We start from the raw sequence: 16,663 nt of genomic DNA on the forward strand, positions 1-16,663 counted from the left end.
TAAAGCAAAATATATGAGTAAGATAGGTTTAAGCATTGTATTTGTAATAGCTATTATTATTTGTATTGTCTCTTTAAGCCTTGGCGGGGCGGATGTAGGTTATAAAGATATTATAAATTTAATGCTAGGAAATGATATAGATGATATGAAAAGGACGATCATCTTTGAAATTCGTCTACCACGTGTTGTTATGGCATTTCTTATCGGTATGCTTCTGGCTAGTTCTGGTGTCGTAGTTCAAAGTGTATTTTTAAATCCACTAGCAGATCCATATATTATTGGTATCGCGGCGAGTGCGACATTTGGTGCGATCATTGCATATTTGCTAAAACTACCTGATATATATTACGGAATTTTTGGTTTCATTGCATCAGCGATCCTGTCACTCGTGATATTTAAGCTATCAAAACGTGGCAAATCCGTAGTTACATTACTTATAATTGGTATTGCTTTTTCGTCATTTTTGAGTGCATTTACATCTTTTGCGACATATCTTATAGGCGAAGATAGCTTTAAGATAGTCGCTTGGATGATGGGTTTTATAGGTGGTGCGAACTGGGATAAGGTGGCAATTCTTATCATACCACTTGTCATTTCGATGGTCTATTTTTATATCAAAAGATTTGAGTTAAATGTCATCTTAAGTGGCGATGAAGAGGCACAAAGCTTGGGTGTAGATGTAGAAAAGACAAAAAAATATCTACTCATAGTCTCATCACTTGCTGTTAGCTTTTCAGTTGCGTTTACTGGCATGATAGGTTTTGTTGGACTTATTATTCCACATACTTTAAGAATGCTTTTAAAAACATCAAATAATGTGATACTTATACCGATCTCAACGATTGTAGGAGGTATATTTTTACTCGCTTGTGATTTAGTTAGCAAGAGTATCTTAGCTCCCATTGAAGTGCCTATTGGCGTTATAACAGCGTTTTTTGGGGCACCATTTTTCTTATACTTAGCGATCCGTTCTACAAAGGGAATTGTCTGATGCTTAATGTTAAAAATTTAAGCTTTGAGTATGAAAAGCGTAAAATTTTAAAAGATATAAATTTTGATGCCAAACAGGGGGAATTTATTGGCATCCTTGGCTCAAATGGCTGTGGAAAAAGCACATTTTTAAAAAATATTTTAAGGATATTGCAACCAAAAAGTGGCATAATCAGCCTTCAAAATAGGACGATAAATGATTATTCGCTTAAAGAGTTGGCTAGGATTTTAGGCTTTGTCCCACAAAAAAGTATGCTAAACTCACCGCTTTTAGTTGAAGATATTATATTTATGGGGCGATTTTGTCATTTAAAAAATCAATTCGTAGGCTACAGTGAGTTAGATCATAAAAAAGTAGATGAGATAATGAACCTTTTAGGTATAACACACTTTGCAAAACGTGTGGCAAACTCGCTTAGTGGCGGAGAGTTTCAACGTGTACTTTTAGCTCGTGCTTTAGTAAGTGAGCCTAAGGTTTTGTTGCTTGATGAGCCGACATCTGCACTTGATCTTAATTATGCTATTGAAATTTTAAAGATATGTACCAAGCTTACAAAGGAGCTAAATTTACTCTCTGTTATAGTGTTGCACGATCTAAACTTAGCCGCTCTTTTTTGCGATCGTGTTGTTATGCTAAAAGATGGCGAAGTACGACATAATGGTAGTGTGCGTGAGCTTTATACGAAAGAAATTTTAAAAGAGATATATGGATTAAATTGTGATATTATCGAATACAAAAATAGCCCATTTGTAGTGGCTTTAAAGGACTAAAATGAGAAAATTTTTATCAGTTTTGACACTTTGTCTTTGTTTTGTCAGTTGTTTTGCTAATGAGAGTAAAAAGCGTTTGGTTATACTCGATCCTGCAGTAGTTGAGATAGTTTATAAACTTGAAGCAGAGGATCAGATCGTTGCGATCTCTACACTAAGTATGTCAAAAATTTGGCCCGAAGACAAGACTGTTTTGCTTGATGATGTCGGCACTTATACAAATCCAAATTTTGAAAAGATTGTGTCGCTTAAGCCAGATTTGGTTATTACAAGTTTTCACTCTATGGGTGTGAATGAAGGATTGAAAAAATTTAATCTCCCAATACTCACACTAAGGGCAGACAGCGTTGATGACATATACTCAAATATAACACAAGTTGGAAAGATTACAGGTAAAGAGAGCAAAGCAACCGAACTTATTGCAAATATCAAGTCTAAATTTAAGAGCTTTGAAGGATCACCGTTATATGGTAAAAAAGTAATTGTGATGTTTTCGTCGACCCCAATAACAGCATTTAGTGACAAGACACTTGCGGGAGATATCTTTGCTAAACTTGGACTTAAAAATTTAGTCAGTAGCACACAAGGTGCGACACCGATCATATCGCCTGAGTTTATACTCTCAAATAACCCAGATTTTATCATTATCGTTGGTGGCATGGGCGGAAGCGATACATTTTTAAAAGACAATCCAGTCTTATCAAAGACAAATGCTGCAAAAAATGGCAAAATTTTAAACATTCCATCATCAGTTTTATTGCGTGGTACGCCACGTATTGATGAGGGCGTGAATATGATATATACTGAATTGACAAAATAAATTTAAAAGGGGTTTTCTTGTTTTCAAAAAGGATAAAAGGACATCACTTAGGACATCCAAAAAAGTCTGAGTTTGCGACTATGGATGATCTGCGTGGGTTTTTAAACACTGCTTCGCCAAAGCAAAAAGAGGGTGTGATATACTTTCATGTGCCTTATTGCGATAGAATCTGCTCATTTTGTTCGATGAATCGTAGTAAGCTTGATGGTGAGCTTGATGATTACGCTAAGTACCTTTTAGACGAGATAGATAAATTTTCAAATTTTAACTATATCAAGCAAAAAAGTTTTGAGTCTATCTACTTTGGTGGCGGGACGCCTACGATATTAAAAGAGCGTCATTTAGAGCAAATTTTAACCGCCATAAAGAGCAAATTTAACCTCTCGCCTACTTGTGAATTTAGCTTTGAAACTACTCTACATAACCTAAATATATCTAAACTTCGCCTTATGCAAGATCTAGGAGTTAATCGTTATAGTATTGGTATTCAGACGTTTAGTGATGAGGGCAGAAAGCTACTAAACCGCACACATACAAAAGCCTCGGCGATAGAGCATCTGCATAAGATAAAGGATGAGTTTAAAGGCATTTTATGCACGGATATTATCTATAATTATCCACATGAGAGTGAAGATGATGTCAGAACTGATGCTAAAATTTTAAAGGATTTTAAAGTTGATAGTGCTAGTTTTTACTCACTTCAGTTTTTAGACGGTTCGGAGTTTGCGACGAAAATTTCACAAGATTATTACAACATCGAAACAGATAAAATGCTACATAATGCCTTTATTGATGAGATGTTTAAGGGCGATGAATACGAATTTTTAGAATACACAAAGATAAATCGCAAAGGTCGCGACGAGTATAAATATATCCGTCTAACACACGCAGGATCAGATGTGGTGCCTATTGGTGTGAATGCTGGTGGTAAGATCGGCGATTTTGGTCTATTTAATATGAAAGCAGATTTGCAGATGGTTGGTATCTTGCCACAAAGTGAGCAAAACCGTAGGATATTTACCTCACTTTTTCAATACAAAGAGATAAAATTTACTGATATGAGGCTATATATCAGCGATGAGACATTTTCTGAGCTTATGATGTTTTTTATGAAGTGCCAGAGTGCTGGTTATTTAAGTATGGATTCTGATGGGTTAAAATTTAGTATTGATGGTGTATTTTGGGGCAATACAATAGCTGATGAAGTTGCAAAAATAGCACAAAAAGATTTCGAATAGGGGCAAAAATGAAAAAGATAGTTATCTACTCATCACTTACTGGCAATACGCGAAAGGTTGGCGAAGCCATCGCAGCCGAGCTTGGTTGTAAAGCATTTAGTTTTGATGATGAAGCTGTGAGCGACATAAGCGGATACGACTTTATTGCGGTTGGGTATTATATCGACAAAGGTGATGCAGACGCACACTTTAAGCGTTATATAAAAGAGCATATCAAAGGTAAAAAAGTGGGACTTTTTATAACGCTTGGGGCAGATCCTATCGAACACGGAGAGAGATCGTTACAAGCAGGCCGAGAGCTACTAGCTGCTGGTGGAAATGAAATTTTACGTGAGTTTATCTGTCAAGGTGCGATAGATCCAGCCGTGATAGCACAGATGATAGAAATGGCGGAAAAGATGGGCGAAAAAGCAATGCATCTAATCACACCAGAACGCAGAGCTACTTGGGCAGCTGCCGCCTCTCATCCTGATGCAAACGATCTTATAAACGCAAGAGCAGCATTTAAAGGGCTATAATCTTAGCCCTAAAATAGGACTAAATTTCTAAATCATAAATGCAAAACGATCAAAATAAATTTAAAATAGCTTTTTGTCTATGTAAGGTTTGTTGAGTTTATTAAGAGAGCTATCTCATCATCATTTAAGCCATAAAGTTCATAAACCATCTTATCTAGCTCGTCATTTAGTGTTATTATTTGTGATTTTAGCATTTGTGCCTGTGCTCTGTCTGCTTCAAATAGCTTTTGCCACTGGCTTTTAAACTCTCGCTCATCTAGTTTGTTTTTAAATTTTATCTTTTTAATCTTAGCAAACTCGCTGATAAACTCATTAAATTCTAAACTCTCAAAGTTTTGAATTTTCGTTGGGATTTTTTCTAAATTTAACTCATTTAAAAAGCCATTTTTTACGTTTTGTAGATTTTTGTTTAGTTCTAAAAGCCTATCTACACGCAAAATAAACGGCTCTTGCTCGGCTAAATTTGATAATTTTGGTAATCCAAATGGCTCTAAAAATTTTGTTTTAAACCTAAAATATCCGCCCCTTAGTTCCGAGCTTGATTTTTTTAGAAAAAACCAAAGTAAGGATGAATTTAAAATAGCTAAGTAAAATTTATATAAACCACTTTGTTTTTCATCTAAGACAAAAGCATAAGATGTATCGTTGTAAAAATACTCTGCATTCTCATCTAGCCACATACTACAACCAAGACAAATATCAGGCGTTAAGTTAAAATGATATTTTCATACTTAGTGCGATGACACAGAGCAGTCCAGCTAATGGAACGTAGATAAAGCGACCGATGTTATACCAAGTGCGACCATAAATTTTATCCGCACTATTATTTATCTCACTTATAAGCTCATCTTTTTTCATCACCCAAAACCACGACACCGCACCGATGACAGCACCTATTGGTATAATATAGATAGAGACAAAATCCATCCACGGACCCCAGCTTGTGATATCTTCCATTATCACTCCAAATCCAAAGCATACAGCACATAAAATTACAAGCGTTAGACTGCGATTAAGATATGGAAATTTATGCATTATAGATTCAGCCACCGCTTCTAACATATTTTGCAAGGAGGTAATACCACCAAATATAACCGCAACAAATAAAATAATAGCAAAAATTTGGCCGCCCGGCATATTTTGTAAAATTTTTGGAAGTGTTACAAAAAGCAAACTAGGTCCAGCTGCTACATCCATATTATAAGCAAAAACAGCTGGTATCATAACAAGAGCTGCTATCATAGCCGCACACGTATCAAAAAATGCCGTTTTTTTAGCAGAATCTACGATGTTTTCCTGCTTTGAAAGATATGCTCCATATACAAGCATACCAGAGCCGGTTATAGATAGAGAGAAAAACGCCTGACCCATAGCAGAGACCCATACCATCGGTTCTTTAAGCTTTTCAAAATCCGCTGTAAATAAAAATTTATAGCCGTTTATTGCCTCGTCAAGTGTGGCTACTTTGATAGCTAATATCACAAACAGCACAAAAAATAGTGGCATCATTATCTTATTTGTCCGCTCAATACTCTTTGCACCAAAAAATAGCGTGATAAGTGTCCCTGCAACGACTATAAAATGATATGGCACGACTGAATATGGCGATAGAGCAAAGCTTTCAAACCATGTGTTTGTATCTACACTCATAAGCGAGCCATCAAGCGACTGTGTGAGTGCTTTAAGAACGTAGGCGATGATGACGGCGTAACCTATAGCGATACATAGCGAACCAGCTAACGGAAGCCAACCTATAAGCTTACCAATAACTCCAAGTCCACGCGTCTGCCACGCGTATTCGTAAGAGCCAAGTGTGCCTGTTTTTGCTCTGCGTCCGATAGCGTATTCAGCAGAGAGCCCGACGTATGAAAATAGTGCGATGAAAAATATATAAATGAGTAAAAACGCACCACCACCATTTGTGCCAAGCTTATACGGAAAGCCCCAAACATTTGCCATACCGACTGCTGAGCCGACACAAGCGAGTATAAAAGCCCAGCGAGATGAGAATTTATGTTTCATAAAAAAGCCTAAATTTAAAATATGTTTAATCTTAGCAAAATTTACTTAAAAATTGCCTATTAAATTTATAAATTTATCATTATATAACGATAGGTAACAAAATTTATAACTATTTGAGAAAAATATAAGTTTTTGCTATAATTAGCTGAAATTTTTATCATAAGGATCTTAATTGCACCCCAGTAGCGACAACTCGCTTTTGATGATTGCTATTGCAGTCGTGTTTATTCTATTAAATGCTTTCTTTGTTCTGTCTGAATTCTGTCTTGTTAAAGTGCGTAAAAGTCGCCTTGAAGAGCTGATAAAAGAAAAAGTCCCAAACGCCCAACTAGCCTACGATATGTCAAACAAGCTTGACACTTATCTCTCTGCTACGCAACTTGGTATCACGCTAAGCTCACTTGCACTTGGTTGGATAGGCGAACCAGCGGTCGCACGAGTACTAGAAACATCGATTAAAGAGTATTTTGAACTAAATGATATTTTGTTGCACTCCGTTAGCTTTGCGATAGCATTTACTTTTATCACGCTACTTCACGTTGTCGTAGGGGAGCTTATACCAAAGTCAGTGGCGATAGCAAAGGCTGAAACTTCGGTGCTTAAAATCGCACAACCGCTACATCTTTTTTGGTTTTTATTCTCGCCAGTTATAAAGACTTTTGATTTTCTAGCTGCCTCTGGGTTAAAATTACTCGGCATAAAACCAGCTAAAGATAGTGACCTAGCCCACTCAGAAGAAGAGATAAAGATAATAGTCGGTGAGAGTTTAAAGGGCGGTGTGCTTGATAGTTTTGAGACTGAGCTTATCAAAAATGCGGTGGATTTTAGCGACACGGTCGCAAAAGAGATAATGACACCACGTCGTGATATGGTCTGCATAAACAAACAAAAAAGTTTTGAAGAAAATTTAAAACTTATTTTTGAGTCTAAATACACTCGCTACCCTTACATAGATGGCTCAAAAGATAATATATTAGGTATGATACATATACGCGATATCCTACAAATTCACTTTGGTGAGGATAAAAATAAAAGCTTTGACGCTATCGTGCGTAAATTTGTCATAGTGCCTGAGAGTCTGTCTATTTCGCGTGTGCTTGTGATGATGAATAAACAGCAAATTTCAGCTGCTCTTGTCGTTGATGAGTATGGTGGTACGGCTGGACTTTTAACGATGGAAGATATAATGGAAGAGGTGCTTGGGGAGCTAAACGATGAACACGATGACGCTGGCCCACACTTTAAAAAACTGAGTGAAAATGTATATGAGTTTAATGGGCGTTATGATCTTGAGAGCGTTGAGGAGCTACTTGGTATTAGCTTCGATGAAGAGACCGATCAGTTTACAATAGGTGGCTATGTCTTTAATCTCATTGGACGTCTGCCAGTTGTGGGAGATAAGATAGAGGATGAAAACTGCTACTATGAAGTGCGTAAGATGGATGGAGCGAGTATCTTAAGCTTAAAAGTACGTAAAAAACTACCTGAGGCAGAGTAAATAAATTTAGCAATAAAGTGGCATTATAGTTATATCATATAGTCTGCTAACCAAGACTTATTAGCTTAAAAAATATTGCTAATATAAAATAGTATGCTTGTATTACTTGAGCATTGTCTATAAGAATTTAATCAAAAAGACACAAATGTCAGTAAAATTTTAAATCAACCCTTTTAAGGGTTTGCATTAGAAACATTTTTAATACTTTTAAATTCCATTTTTATAAATCTTGATTAAAATTCATAAAAGCAAAAGCATTATGTATTCTAGTAACATTGCTTATACCTATGTTTCATAAATTTATACTTTTTATCTCTTCTACTGCAGAATAATCAACTGGAATTTTTCACATACATCATCAAACCACAATACTTTTTTATTTGTATTTCCCTGTATGATATAGCCTTGTTTTTTACCTAAAAGCTTCAAATTTTCTAACTGTTCGTCTTTTATAAAAACACTATTATCAAAAAAATATATTGTGTCGCATAATGGAGCTATAGTAACTAAATTATCAAAGCTTTGTTTATACTATATCCATTTTTGGAGGCTCTTATTGCTACTCTTTGTTTTGATAACTCCACTCTATCTAAGCCTACATAATAAAGCTTGATATTGTAACTTGCTTTATTTGCGTCTTGTATAAATTTAACTATACTATGTCCGCTTAACGTTGTTTCTATATTAAAATCTATCCTATGCTTAAGATATTATTTTCTAAGCTTTAGATCTATTTTACCAGTCCTATTTTGATCTTTTAGGTTTTGTCAGTTTCGAAATTTTTTAATAATTTTATATGAATTTATCCTTGCACCAAAAATCCATTCTTATAAAGTTGATTTATCAGCACCGTTAACACCTGCAAATATATAAATTTTTCATCGTTTTCTTGCCTTTCTTATATTTGCACGTTTGCTCCACTCGCTTAACAAGTCCTCTGTTTTTTCACTTCTTAATATTATGTTTCTCCTATCGCCAAACAAAATATTTTTTAAATTTATTTTTTAAATCAACGATTTCATCAATAAAGTCTTTTAAATTTTCCTTGACCTCTCTTTGATGAGCTTGTATCTCGTCATCATTGTTTTTTATTCTTAAATTCCCAGGCTCATCAGTATAATAGGCTGGTTTATAATCTTTCATTAGACAACTTTCCAAGCTGTCTTCATATCCTTTTTTAAAATAAAATTAGCTATAACAAATTTCGCTTTTAAATCATTTGTGCATTATTTAAAACTTTAAAAGTTTGTCTCTATAATACTCGTATTGTTTATGCCTAGCTGAAATTTCAGCAGGTAAGCCACTTTGTAAATCTGTAGTAAGTTCGCTAAATTTATCTAAAATTTCAACTATTTCACGCTGTTTTTCAAGTGGTGGGATGGGGATTTGTAAATTTTCAATTATTTTTTTATCTATAGTAGGCACTCCGCCGACTCGTTTATTTGATATAAAATAATCTGTTTTTGTATCTAAAAAATAATATATAAATTTAGCAGATAAAATCTCGTTACCAGATATATTAAAGCAACCATCAGAACACCAAAATTTATATGATAAAAATTTAACTCCACCTATACCGCCAGTATTTACAACAATAACACTATTAGCTTCTACATTAAAGTCGTTATAATAGCCTAGTATTGTGTCAGAACTACCATGATAAACTTCAAATTTATAATCATCGCTTAACTCTTTTTCCTCTATTTATGACAACAACTTCCCCTAGCATTTTAAACTCTGCCCCCCCCCCCTGGGGATTTAGGTGAACCAAAATCTAAAAGAGAATTTCTATAAAACTCATATTGGCGGCGACGTGCTTTTAATTCTGCTTCTAGCTTTGTAAACGCGTCAAGAATTTTTACTATTTCGTTTTGAATTTCCATAGGTGGGATGGGGATTTTTGTTTGTTCTATAATTCTATTATAAAGTCTTTGTATTGTTCCATCTTGTTCTATTTTCCACGGATTTGTAGAATAAAAATAGTATAAATATTTATTTAAAACTTCGTTTCCATTGTGAGCCAACCATACAATATTTGAATCTTGATAGTATGATGGGTCACCATTGAAAATAACAGCTTTTCCAATAGTTCCCGAAGCTGAAATTAAAATATCGCCTTTATTTGGATAAGAATATTTATTTTTATATTCTATAAATTTTTCTTCTGAAATAAAGGCATCAGCTTCACCGCCAAAAGTTCCTATTTTATAAAATGGAATTCCGATTTTTGGGTTTGTTTCACTTTTTAAAATACGCTTACACATTGAAATTTTGCCAACTTCACCAAGTGGTTTAAACTCCACTCCATTTGGACATTTCTCTTTTATAAGTTTTTCAATATAATTCATCTCTTAATCTCTTTCTTGGCTTTAGGAGATTGAATCTCTTTTATAGGCTATCTTTTTGTTTAATTATCTCAGTTTATAAGTGTCTAAATACTAACTCCGAGTGCTTTACTGGGCTTATCAGATAGTATAGTAATTTATTAATAAATGCAAGTATAACAAATTCTAAGTTTTAAGGTCAACATAAATATATAAAAAGTCATATTATTTTATAAAAATCTATAGATTATTTAAAAAATAAGTAAGAATGTTGGCACAAGCAAGATAAAGGTAGTCCACGATAACTTAGCGAGATACAAATGGGTACGATTTATATTTTTATTGTATTAAGGTTTTCATTTTGTAACTACATTGCAGATACAATTTGCATTGTGAATAATAAAATAAGCCTTATCAAATAAATAAGGCTTTATAAATTTAAACCTATTTTTGCTCTATATTTCCTTTAATGTATGCAAAGTCAGCAGTTTGTGTCCATTCACGACTTATCCTTAAAAATTCTCGCTGCGATGTTAATATCTCTTTAAATATTGGATCCTTTGAGCTAAGCTCATCTAACACTTCATTTGTTGCATTTTTAAGAGCAGTTAAAATTTCTGGTGGAAATGTCGCTATCTTTACGTCTGGATGTTCTTTTGAAATTTTATCAAGATTTTGTGCATTTTTAGCATAAAATTCGTTATAAACATCGTCTGCAACGACCATAGCAGCTGCTTGTATGATAGTTTGTATGTCCTTTGGCATACCATCAAAAAGCTTTTTATTTAGATAAAAATTATTTTCACTTGAAGGCTCTTGCCAACCTGTGTAGTAGTATTTTGCTACTTTTTCAAAGCCAAAATTTATATCTGCTGCTGGATTAACCCATTCAACTGCATCTATCGTCCCCATTTCAAGTGCCATATATAGCTCACCAATAGGGATTGTGTTGATATTTGCACCAAGTTTTGCCATTATCTCACCGCCAAGCCCTGGTATGCGTATCTTTAATCCCTTTAAATCATCGAGTGTTTTTATCTCTTTTTTAAACCATCCGCCCATTTGCATACCAGCATTACCACCGCGAAACGATACGATGTTGTATTGATCAAAAACCTTTTTTGAAAGCTCTTTGCCACCTCCGTATTCAAACCAAGCATTTTGTTCGGCAGTATTCATACCAAACGGCACTGTCGTAAATAGCATAAGTTTTGCGTCTTTGCCTTTATAAAAATACCCAGCCGTGTATCCAACGTCATACTGACCACTTTTTACCATATCAAATATCGCAAATTGAGCTTTGTGTTTAGCTGGATAATCAATCCTGACTTCGACACGTCCGTTGCTCATATTTTCCACAAGATCCTTAAAAAGCTTTGGTGCTTTACCTAAGACTGGCATACTGACATCATAAGTTGTAGCGAGTTTTAGCTTGTATTTTTCTGCTGCAATAGCCGATATTGCAAGTAGTATGCTTAGTGCAAAAACAGCAAATTTTTTCATATTTTGTCCTTTTAAAAATTTAAATTATTATATGGCGTATGTATTAAAATTTACACATTTTTTGAAGAAAATGTAGTTAGAATTTGTAAATTTGAGTAAAAAAGTAAAGCTTTTAAATTTATTTCCATTCTTTATGCTATAAACGTTGATAGCCACATAACCTTTAATAAATTTTCACATATTTAATATGCTAAATTTCGCAAAGCTTGAGCTTTATACAAGCACGGCTACTTAGTTTTAATTTACATTTGGCGGTATTGAAAATATTTGACACTTAAAGAGCTGATTAAGACAAAAGTGATGAAATTTATTATTCACAAAGATATCTTAAGAATTTTAATTAATATAATATTTATAAAAAGATAAAAGTATAATAAATTTAAAAATTTATTAAATTTATCAAATTTAATGTAAATTTTTATATTATTTCGTTTGTAAAATTAAGTTATTAAGCTATATAATAGAGAAAATTTTTTAAGGAGGCAGGATGAGAGTAGTTCATTGTGATGAGATCACAAAAGTTGTAAGCGAACTTTGCAAAAAAGCCTGTTATGTTGTTACGCCTGATATGCGTGCGGCATTTGTAAAGGCTGAAGCAAATGAAAGCTCACCTATTGGCAAAGACATAATTGGTAAAATTTTGCAAAATGCCGATCTTGCTACAAAAGGCGTAGCACCACTTTGCCAAGATACTGGTATGACAGTAGTGTTTGTACAAGTTGGTCAAGATGTACATATAGAGGGCGGATACATAGAAGATGCCATAAACGCTGGTGTTGCAGATGGATATGTAGGCGGATACCTACGAAAGTCAGTTGTTGCTGAGCCACTTTTTGAGCGTAAAAATACTACAAATAACACTCCAGCGGTCATTCACACTCGCATAGTTCCAGGCGATAAGATAAAAATTCTAGTCGCCCCAAAAGGCTTTGGTAGCGAAAATAAGTCAATTTTAAAAATGCTCGTCCCAGCCGATGGCTTAGAGGGCGTTAAGAAAGTGTTTTTAGAGGCAGTAAAACTAGCTGGTCCAAATGCTTGTCCTCCTATGGTTGTGGGTGTAGGTATTGGTGGTACGATGGAGAAGGCGGCACTTTTAGCAAAACAAGCAGCTGTTCGCCCAGTAGATAGTCGAAATGTAGACGAGAGATACGCAAAGCTTGAAGATGAGTTGCTTGAACTAGCTCGTGCAACAGGAGTTGGGCCTCAAGGCTTGGGTGGTGATAATACCGCAGTTAAAGTAAATATAGAGTTTTATCCTACCCATATAGCGGGGTTGCCAGTGGCGATAAACATCAACTGTCACGCAGCCAGACATGCTGATGCACAGATATAGAGTAAAATTTCTTAGTAAGTTGATTTTAATGAGCAAGGCTATCTCTGATGATTTTTTAAGAAAGCGATAGCTAACTGCAAAATCTTGTTACCATTTATAGTAGTGTAAACAGAACTTTATCAAGCGATTTGAAATCAGATTTACTTAATAAAATGTATTTTTTATAAATTTAAAAGGACAAAAATGTCAGAAGTAAAACGTATAACAGCACCATTTGACAAAGATATGGTAAAGAGTCTAAAAGCGGGAGATAACGTGTTAATAACTGGCACCATTATTGCCGCTCGTGATGCCGCTCACAAGGCACTCACCGAGACCTTGGCTCGTGGAGAGAAGTTGCCGGTTAATCTAGCTGGCGAGACTATATACTACCTTGGACCAAGCCCAGCAAAGCCAGGTCAAGCCATCGGAGCTGCAGGTCCAACGACAAGCGGTAGGATGGATAAATACACCCCAACTATGATAAACGAAGTTGGCATAAACGGTATGATCGGCAAGGGTTACCGCTCAGAAGCAGTCGTGGAGGCGATGAAAAAGTCAGGTTGCGTATATATGGTAGCCATCGGCGGTGCAGGAGCTTTAATAAGCCAAAGTATTAAAAGATACGAAGTTTTGGCCTACCCTGAGCTAGGTCCTGAGGCAGTCGCACGGCTTTGGGTGGAAGACTTCCCTGCTATAGTTGCTATAGACAGTGATGGCAACGACTTTTATAAGGTTGGACAAGAACCGTATAAGAAAATTTAATAATATCCCAAACAAAGCGTGTCAGTTATCTTGATACGCTTTTCAAATGGTGTAGGGGAGAAGTATTTGCATTTTTCTATGTATATGCGGTAGGAGTATTCAAGCCCCAAATCATCATAAAATTTCTTTAAATTTATAAACTTTATACCGCAAATTTCATGAAGTTCTACTATATTATAAATTTTTGAGCCATTTTTAGACACAAGATGTGATGGGGCAAGTCCGGTAAATGAGCAAAATGTGCTAGTTAAAACTAGTCCATTTAAGCTAGTGCAAGAGTTTGCTATATCTTTATATTTGCTTGGTATTGTTTTTGTGTTTAAAAATACAACACGTGAGTTCTCAAATTTAGCGTATATTATGTTTTTCCAAAATAGATAGGCATTGCTCGATATTTTAGCGTTTTTAGCGAACTCACAGCCTAGTATATAATCATCTAAAAATTCATTAGGTGCTAGTGTTAGTTTCAAATTTTAGCTTTCAGGAGATTATTTTTATAAAATTATATCAAAATTTATAAATATTTTTAAAGTCTTTTTGATTTAACATATATTTAAAATTTTTAATAGGTATAATCTTTAATAAATATAATATTAAAATAATACTAAAGTATGAAATTCGAGAAATTTAAGTTATTTTATAATTTTAGCTCTGGCTTATACTCAAGTACATTTTTACCTATACAAGAATACATTTAGAAATAGGCAAGTAGTAGCATTTAGCTCATAGCAAACGGAAGATATTGTTTTGATATATTAAGAATGTGTAAAGAGATACTAAAATCTCGCTTGATTTTAAATTAAATTCTACTAATGAGTACGAATCCAAAAATACTTTAAAAGCTAGGCGTAGCAGGAGAGATTAGCCTTGATAGTAAGGCATTAAATATACTCTTAAGTGTCGGCAAAAGATTTTAAAGAAATTTTAAATTTTATTAAAAAATAAAAGCTATAATAACCTAAATTTTAATAAGGATACAAAATGAGAAAAGTAATCTCAACAAAAGACGCACCACAAGCGATCGGTCCATACTCACAAGCGATCGTAGCCAATGGCTTTTTGTTTGTCTCAGGACAACTTGGAGTTACTGCGACAGGAGAGTTTGCTGGTGAGAGTGTAGAGGCTCAGGCTAGACAATCTCTTTTAAATTTAAAGGCGATTTTAAGTGAAGCTGGGGCGAGCTTTAGCGATGTAGTAAAAACCACGATATTTTTAGCTGATATCGCAGACTTTGTAAAGGTAAATGAAATTTATGCGAGTTTTTTTACTCAGCCTTTCCCTGCACGTAGCACAATAGCAGTAAAAACTCTGCCTAAAAACGCTCTTGTAGAGATAGAACTTATCGCAACTATAAAGGTATAAATGTGAAAAAAATTTTATATATCATAGCTATTTTAGTGGTTGGATTTGGCGGATTTGTATTTTATCTGCAAGATTATGTTAAGTCAAAATACGATGAATACACGCTAAATTTGCAGAATATAAGCTTTAATAACGGTCTTTCAATCGACTTAAAGCAAAAAAGCTATAAAAAGGGTCTGTTTGATGCAAGGGGCGTTATTGGCGGATATGTAAAGATAGCTAATGAGGTTGTAGAAGTTGAGGTTATAAGTGATATAAAATATGGATTAAATGTCTTAAGTGGTGCTATTGATATAAATAATGCGGTGAAAATTTTGACTGATAAGGAGAGTGTTGTAAGGATATTTGGCACGGATACGCCTCTTAGCATAAATAGTAAAATTTATGCTGATGAGAGTGCAGATGTAGTGGCTAAGCTAGTAGCGATAAACTACCATAACCACAATAGTATAAAGTCTGATCCAATAACAATCTTTGTAAATGCAAAAAAAGATGGTTTTAAAAGCTATGAACTTGATATGCCAAGCTTTAGCTTAAAAAACGATGGTAATGAGCTTAGTTTGCAGGGCTTAAAATTTGACTCAAAGCTTGATGATTACATTAAATTTAAAGATTATATTTTATACAAAATGCCTATAGAAAAAGAGAACTCAAGTTTTGTGATTGACAAATTTATAGTCAAATCACAAGGTGAAGAGAGCATAGATCTACAGATAAATGATATGACGGCTTGGGGCGAGAGTAGATATAAAGGCGAAAAAGTAGATATGGATATTGGTTACAAGATTGCAAATATTAAACTTGACTCGCAAGATATTATTAAAAATTTAGATGTAGAACTAAGTGCGGAAGGTTTTAACTTTGTTGCATATGTAAAGCATTTTAACATATTTGATAATATGACAAATACGCTTGATATTAGTGATGAGATGTTGTTAAAATCGCAGCAAGCAGTACTTGAGCTACTAAGTGGTGCTAAGATAAATCTAAAAAAACTAAGCTTAGCAAATCCAAAAGATAGGGTGGTTGATTTTAAATTTAATCTAAAATTTCCAGATATAAATACAAAAGATTTTGAAAGTATTATGGCATTATATTATGGCGTTGACTTTGATGGTGAGCTTAAAACGAAAGGTAGCTTTACTGAGTTTATAAGAGATTATAATCTGCCTGATACGAGCACAGTCTTTGTCGTAGCAATGCTTGAAGAGCAGTTAAAACTTAAAAACGGCGAGAATAGTTTGCTTAAATTTAAATATGATAAGAATAATATGGATATTATAATTAATGATGATATAAAACTTTCTAGCTTGATGGGCTCTGGGTTTTAAATTCTAAGAAAATCTCTAATAAATTCATTAGAGATTTTCTTTTTCTTGGAAAAATTTTATATTTTTTAAAAAACTCTATTTATTTCAACATACTTTAAGCTTCCCTTGTATATAATTCCAGCTCACGAATTAAGAAACCACCTTTAACTTACATGTTAATAAAGCCTTTTCTTTATTTATCGTTGTTCTTTAACTTAACAATGTTAAAC

Annotated in this window: 18 protein-coding genes; 10 read left to right on the plus strand and 8 right to left on the minus strand. The window is 34.2% G+C overall.

The window, feature by feature from the left end; all coding sequences use genetic code 11:
* Positions 1–13: 13 nt before the first annotated feature.
* From KDE13_RS08925 to KDE13_RS08945, 5 genes are read left to right on the plus strand one after another with little or no spacing between them, the layout of a single operon-like run.
* Positions 14–991 (plus strand): FecCD family ABC transporter permease, encoded by a 978-nt coding sequence (locus KDE13_RS08925; RefSeq protein WP_212139584.1) that lies wholly within the window; start codon positions 14–16, stop codon positions 989–991.
* A complete protein-coding gene (locus KDE13_RS08930) occupies positions 991–1,761 on the plus strand; it encodes an ABC transporter ATP-binding protein (protein WP_212143619.1) in 771 nt (256 codons plus the stop codon). Before KDE13_RS08925 ends, KDE13_RS08930 begins: the two co-directional genes overlap by 1 nt.
* A 1-nt stretch (position 1,762) precedes the next feature.
* The gene (locus KDE13_RS08935) at positions 1,763–2,581 is read left to right on the plus strand and encodes an ABC transporter substrate-binding protein (RefSeq protein WP_212139582.1); all 819 of its coding nucleotides are present in this window, start codon (positions 1,763–1,765) and stop codon (positions 2,579–2,581) included.
* A gap of 17 nt (positions 2,582–2,598) precedes the next feature.
* A complete protein-coding gene (locus KDE13_RS08940; RefSeq protein WP_212143620.1) occupies positions 2,599–3,819 on the plus strand; it encodes a radical SAM protein in 1,221 nt (406 codons plus the stop codon).
* An 8-nt stretch (positions 3,820–3,827) separates the two neighbouring features.
* The gene (locus KDE13_RS08945; RefSeq protein WP_212139580.1) at positions 3,828–4,337 is read left to right on the plus strand and encodes a flavodoxin family protein; all 510 of its coding nucleotides are present in this window, start codon (positions 3,828–3,830) and stop codon (positions 4,335–4,337) included.
* A 77-nt stretch (positions 4,338–4,414) separates the two neighbouring features.
* Here KDE13_RS08945 and KDE13_RS08950 read toward each other — a convergent pair whose 3' ends face one another.
* Together KDE13_RS08950 and KDE13_RS08955 are read right to left on the minus strand one after the other, a co-directional pair.
* A complete protein-coding gene (locus tag KDE13_RS08950) occupies positions 4,415–5,017 on the minus strand; it encodes a TaqI-like C-terminal specificity domain-containing protein (RefSeq protein WP_212143621.1) in 603 nt (200 codons plus the stop codon).
* Positions 5,018–5,048: 31 nt separating this feature from the next.
* Complete coding sequence (locus tag KDE13_RS08955; protein ID WP_212139578.1) at positions 5,049–6,359, minus strand: sodium-dependent transporter; 1,311 nt, start codon at positions 6,357–6,359, stop codon at positions 5,049–5,051.
* Positions 6,360–6,531: 172 nt separating this feature from the next.
* Between KDE13_RS08955 and KDE13_RS08960 the strand changes: the two genes are divergently transcribed.
* Positions 6,532–7,857, plus strand: a complete 1,326-nt coding sequence (locus KDE13_RS08960; RefSeq protein WP_212143622.1) for a hemolysin family protein — start codon at positions 6,532–6,534, stop codon at positions 7,855–7,857.
* A 506-nt stretch (positions 7,858–8,363) separates the two neighbouring features.
* Here KDE13_RS08960 and KDE13_RS09860 read toward each other — a convergent pair.
* From KDE13_RS09860 to KDE13_RS08980, 5 genes are all read right to left on the minus strand, one after another.
* Entirely contained in the window at positions 8,364–8,552 is a 189-nt protein-coding gene (locus KDE13_RS09860; protein ID WP_420838382.1) for a hypothetical protein, read from the minus strand.
* 274 nt (positions 8,553–8,826) lie between these two features.
* On the minus strand, positions 8,827–9,000 hold the full coding sequence (locus tag KDE13_RS08965; protein ID WP_212143623.1) for a hypothetical protein: 174 nt from the start codon (positions 8,998–9,000) through the stop codon (positions 8,827–8,829).
* A gap of 87 nt (positions 9,001–9,087) precedes the next feature.
* Entirely contained in the window at positions 9,088–9,561 is a 474-nt protein-coding gene (locus tag KDE13_RS08970) for a restriction endonuclease subunit S (RefSeq protein WP_212143629.1), read from the minus strand.
* Between the two features lie 26 nt (positions 9,562–9,587).
* Positions 9,588–10,205, minus strand: coding sequence for a restriction endonuclease subunit S (locus KDE13_RS08975; RefSeq protein ID WP_212143624.1), 618 nt, complete (start codon positions 10,203–10,205; stop codon positions 9,588–9,590).
* A 420-nt stretch (positions 10,206–10,625) separates the two neighbouring features.
* Positions 10,626–11,684: a TRAP transporter substrate-binding protein gene (locus KDE13_RS08980; RefSeq protein WP_212142488.1), complete on the minus strand. Its 1,059-nt coding sequence runs from the start codon at positions 11,682–11,684 to the stop codon at positions 10,626–10,628.
* Between the two features lie 487 nt (positions 11,685–12,171).
* Between KDE13_RS08980 and KDE13_RS08985 the strand changes: the two genes are divergently transcribed.
* Together KDE13_RS08985 and KDE13_RS08990 are read left to right on the plus strand one after the other, a co-directional pair.
* A complete protein-coding gene (locus KDE13_RS08985) occupies positions 12,172–13,017 on the plus strand; it encodes a fumarate hydratase (RefSeq protein ID WP_212143625.1) in 846 nt (281 codons plus the stop codon).
* A 183-nt stretch (positions 13,018–13,200) separates the two neighbouring features.
* Entirely contained in the window at positions 13,201–13,761 is a 561-nt protein-coding gene (locus tag KDE13_RS08990) for a Fe-S-containing hydro-lyase (protein WP_212139572.1), read from the plus strand.
* On the opposite strand, the gene cheQ is transcribed toward KDE13_RS08990, so the two are convergent.
* The gene (gene cheQ, locus KDE13_RS08995) at positions 13,758–14,231 is read right to left on the minus strand and encodes a cheVAW transcriptional regulator CheQ (RefSeq protein WP_212139571.1); all 474 of its coding nucleotides are present in this window, start codon (positions 14,229–14,231) and stop codon (positions 13,758–13,760) included. The genes KDE13_RS08990 and cheQ overlap by 4 nt on opposite strands.
* Positions 14,232–14,742: 511 nt before the next feature.
* On the opposite strand from cheQ, the gene KDE13_RS09000 reads away from it, so the two are divergent.
* Both KDE13_RS09000 and KDE13_RS09005 read left to right on the plus strand, forming a co-directional pair.
* On the plus strand, positions 14,743–15,123 hold the full coding sequence (locus tag KDE13_RS09000; protein ID WP_212139570.1) for a RidA family protein: 381 nt from the start codon (positions 14,743–14,745) through the stop codon (positions 15,121–15,123).
* 2 nt (positions 15,124–15,125) lie between these two features.
* A complete protein-coding gene (locus KDE13_RS09005) occupies positions 15,126–16,454 on the plus strand; it encodes a DUF945 family protein (RefSeq protein ID WP_212143626.1) in 1,329 nt (442 codons plus the stop codon).
* The last annotated feature ends 209 nt before the right edge of the window (positions 16,455–16,663 follow it).

The organism is Campylobacter anatolicus (assembly GCF_018145655.1).
GTDB lineage: Bacteria > Campylobacterota > Campylobacteria > Campylobacterales > Campylobacteraceae > Campylobacter_A > Campylobacter_A anatolicus.

Excerpts from the sequence above, each read along its gene's own strand:
- KDE13_RS08990 (WP_212139572.1), top strand. The coding sequence starts at position 13,201 with ATGTCAGAAGTAAAACGTATAACAGCACCATTTGACAAAGATATGGTA.
- KDE13_RS08955 (WP_212139578.1), bottom strand. The coding sequence starts at position 6,359 with ATGAAACATAAATTCTCATCTCGCTGGGCTTTTATACTCGCTTGTGTC.
- KDE13_RS09000 (WP_212139570.1), top strand. The coding sequence starts at position 14,743 with ATGAGAAAAGTAATCTCAACAAAAGACGCACCACAAGCGATCGGTCCA.
- KDE13_RS08975 (WP_212143624.1), bottom strand. The coding sequence starts at position 10,205 with ATGAATTATATTGAAAAACTTATAAAAGAGAAATGTCCAAATGGAGTG.
- KDE13_RS08950 (WP_212143621.1), bottom strand. The coding sequence starts at position 5,017 with ATGTGGCTAGATGAGAATGCAGAGTATTTTTACAACGATACATCTTAT.
- KDE13_RS08965 (WP_212143623.1), bottom strand. The coding sequence starts at position 9,000 with ATGAAAGATTATAAACCAGCCTATTATACTGATGAGCCTGGGAATTTA.
- KDE13_RS08980 (WP_212142488.1), bottom strand. The coding sequence starts at position 11,684 with ATGAAAAAATTTGCTGTTTTTGCACTAAGCATACTACTTGCAATATCG.
- KDE13_RS08925 (WP_212139584.1), top strand. The coding sequence starts at position 14 with ATGAGTAAGATAGGTTTAAGCATTGTATTTGTAATAGCTATTATTATT.
- KDE13_RS08930 (WP_212143619.1), top strand. The coding sequence starts at position 991 with ATGCTTAATGTTAAAAATTTAAGCTTTGAGTATGAAAAGCGTAAAATT.
- KDE13_RS08945 (WP_212139580.1), top strand. The coding sequence starts at position 3,828 with ATGAAAAAGATAGTTATCTACTCATCACTTACTGGCAATACGCGAAAG.
- KDE13_RS08985 (WP_212143625.1), top strand. The coding sequence starts at position 12,172 with ATGAGAGTAGTTCATTGTGATGAGATCACAAAAGTTGTAAGCGAACTT.
- KDE13_RS08935 (WP_212139582.1), top strand. The coding sequence starts at position 1,763 with ATGAGAAAATTTTTATCAGTTTTGACACTTTGTCTTTGTTTTGTCAGT.